At 61.9% G+C, this 2,373-nt stretch carries 2 protein-coding genes; both read left to right on the top strand.

Annotated features, from left to right (window positions below):
* Positions 1-140: 140 nt before the first annotated feature.
* Complete coding sequence (locus LB543_RS33695) at positions 141-1,157, top strand: ABC transporter permease (RefSeq protein WP_224617348.1); 1,017 nt, start codon at positions 141-143, stop codon at positions 1,155-1,157.
* A gap of 85 nt (positions 1,158-1,242) precedes the next feature.
* Positions 1,243-2,262 (top strand): substrate-binding domain-containing protein, encoded by a 1,020-nt coding sequence (locus LB543_RS33700; protein ID WP_224617349.1) that lies wholly within the window; start codon positions 1,243-1,245, stop codon positions 2,260-2,262.
* Positions 2,263-2,373 lie beyond the last annotated feature (111 nt).

Below are 2,373 nucleotides of genomic sequence, written 5' to 3' on the forward strand. Positions count from 1 at the left end.
CGCATCGTGGTGATGGCGGAAGGCCGGACGGTCGGCGAACTGCCGGGCGACGGGGCGAGTGAAGAACAGGTGCTGCGGCTGGCCACCAGATACACGGCTTCGGTGGCCGAAGTGCGCAAGCAAGCAGGAATGGCAGAGGCATGACGATGCAGATTACGCAACCGATGGCCGAGAATGTCGAACCCCGGCGCGAAAAGCTTTTCGTGCGTATCGTGCGGCGGCTTGCCGATTCCAGGGAACTGACGCTCTTCGTACTCGTCATTGCGCTCGCGCTGGCGATGAGCATCGTCTACCCGAACAATTTTCCAACCGCCTCCAACATGCGGGCCGTGCTGCTCAATCTTGCACCTGTCGGCATCCTTGTCTGCGGCATGATGCTATTGATGATCGGCGGCACTTTCGACCTGTCTGTCGGATCGACCCTGGCCTTCTCCGGCGTCTGGGCGGCGGTCGTCGCAGGATGGTGGGGCTGGCCGGCCGAGTTTGCGGTTCTGGTCGGCATCCTGGTTGGCGCTCTGTGCGGCCTGGTCAATGGTCTGATCGTCACCCGCATCGGCATCAACGCCTTGATTGCCACCCTTGGCACACTCACCATCTTTCGCAGCCTGACCTACGTCACCGCCGGCACCGGGGTCACCCCGATCACCGATGCCTTTGCCGAATATGGCCGCGCCGCGGATCCGTTGCTCAGGATCCAGTCGCCTTTCTGGGCCATGCTGGTGCTGGTGCTCGTCGGCGGTTGGCTGGTGGCGCGGACTCGCTTCTTCCGTCAGTTCTATTTCATCGGCGGCAATCCGCGCGCAGCCCAGCTTTCGGGTATTCGCGTGGACCGGCTCATCCTGATCGGCTTCGTCATCATGGGCGCGCTGGCGGGGCTTGCCGGTGTGCTGGGCGCGGCGCGTCTCAACAGCGCGGTCGTCAACGCCGGCGTCGGCATCGAGCTCAAGGTCATCACCGCCACTGTGCTCGGAGGCGCGAGCCTGAAGGGGGGCGAAGGCACGATCCTCGGCGGCATTCTCGGAGTGCTTTTCATCGCATTGATCGAGAACGCCATGATCATCAATGCGATCGGCGTGTTCTGGCAGGGGCTGGTGGTGGGGTTGGTCCTGCTGTTCGCCGTCTCGCTCGATCGTTTCAAGACCAGCGGCCGCGCCTGACTTAAGGCGAGGACGGGAGGAGGCATTCGGCCCAACCGAATGACATGCAGGAACTGGGACTCAAAAACTTCAGGAGGAAACGGGCATGAAATCCATAGTGAGAACGATACTTTCCGGCGCAGCACTTGCTGCCACCGCATTGCTCTACACGTTTCCGGCCACCGCGCAGGAATCATCCTTCGGGCCGGCCGACGCCAAGGAGACCTACTACTGGATCTCCAACAAGGCCAACCTGCCGTTGTTCGTGCAGTATGACTATGTCGGCATGAAACGGATCGCTGAAGAACTCGGCGTTAAGGTGATTGTCGCCGGGCCGACGGATTTCGACGTGCCCGGCTTCATCGCCGCCGTCGACCAGGTCTGCGCGCAGAAGCCGAGCGGTGTCTCCGTTGTCGGCGGCTGGGATCCGTCGCTGACCGAATCCGTCAAGAAGTGCTTGGAGCAAGGCGTGCCGACGGTCGTCGATGATGGCGATCTGCCCGACTCCGGCCGTCTGGCCTATATCGGCACGAACTGGACGCAGGTCGGCGTCGCCCAGGCCAAGAAGCTGATGGAAATGCTGCCGAAAGGTGGCAAGGTTGCGTCGATGTCGATCATCAACGCCGGCAACATGCGCGAAGCAGTGGCCGGCTTCAAAGCCTATGTCGAGGCCAATGGTGGCGGCAAATACTCCATCGTCGCCAATGAAGATGACGGTGGCGATGCGCAGAAGGCGGCGCAGGTGACTGCGGCGATTCTGGCGGCCCATCCCGACATCGCCGGGCTGGCCGGTTTCGATTCCGAATCCGGTGCCGGCATCGTCACCGCACTGCGTGAAGCCGGTAAGAACCCCGGCGACATCAAGGTGACGGCAATGGAGCAGACGCCGGACTTCTTCAAGTCGGCCAAGGAAGGCTGGGTTGACGGCATCGTCGTGCAGAACCGCGAACTCTTCATCTATTACGCCGTCAAGCTGCTCCACGACTACAACACCAACACGTTGAAGTCGGCCGGTCTGACGGCGAAGGAAGGCGGCCGTCCGATTCCGGACTCGCTGGATACGGGCGTTATCCTGATAACCAAGGACAACGTCGACAAGGTGCTGACTGCGCTGAAGGTGAAATAGGCCGAGCGCCAGACATCGCGGAGCCTTGCTTCAAGGCTCAAGAAGCGTCCGGCGGCGTCATCTCCCGCCGCCGGGACGGCCAATTCAAACTTGATCTGGCAAGACCCGAAA

The organism is Mesorhizobium sp. ESP7-2 (assembly GCF_020164715.1).
GTDB lineage: Bacteria > Pseudomonadota > Alphaproteobacteria > Rhizobiales > Rhizobiaceae > Mesorhizobium.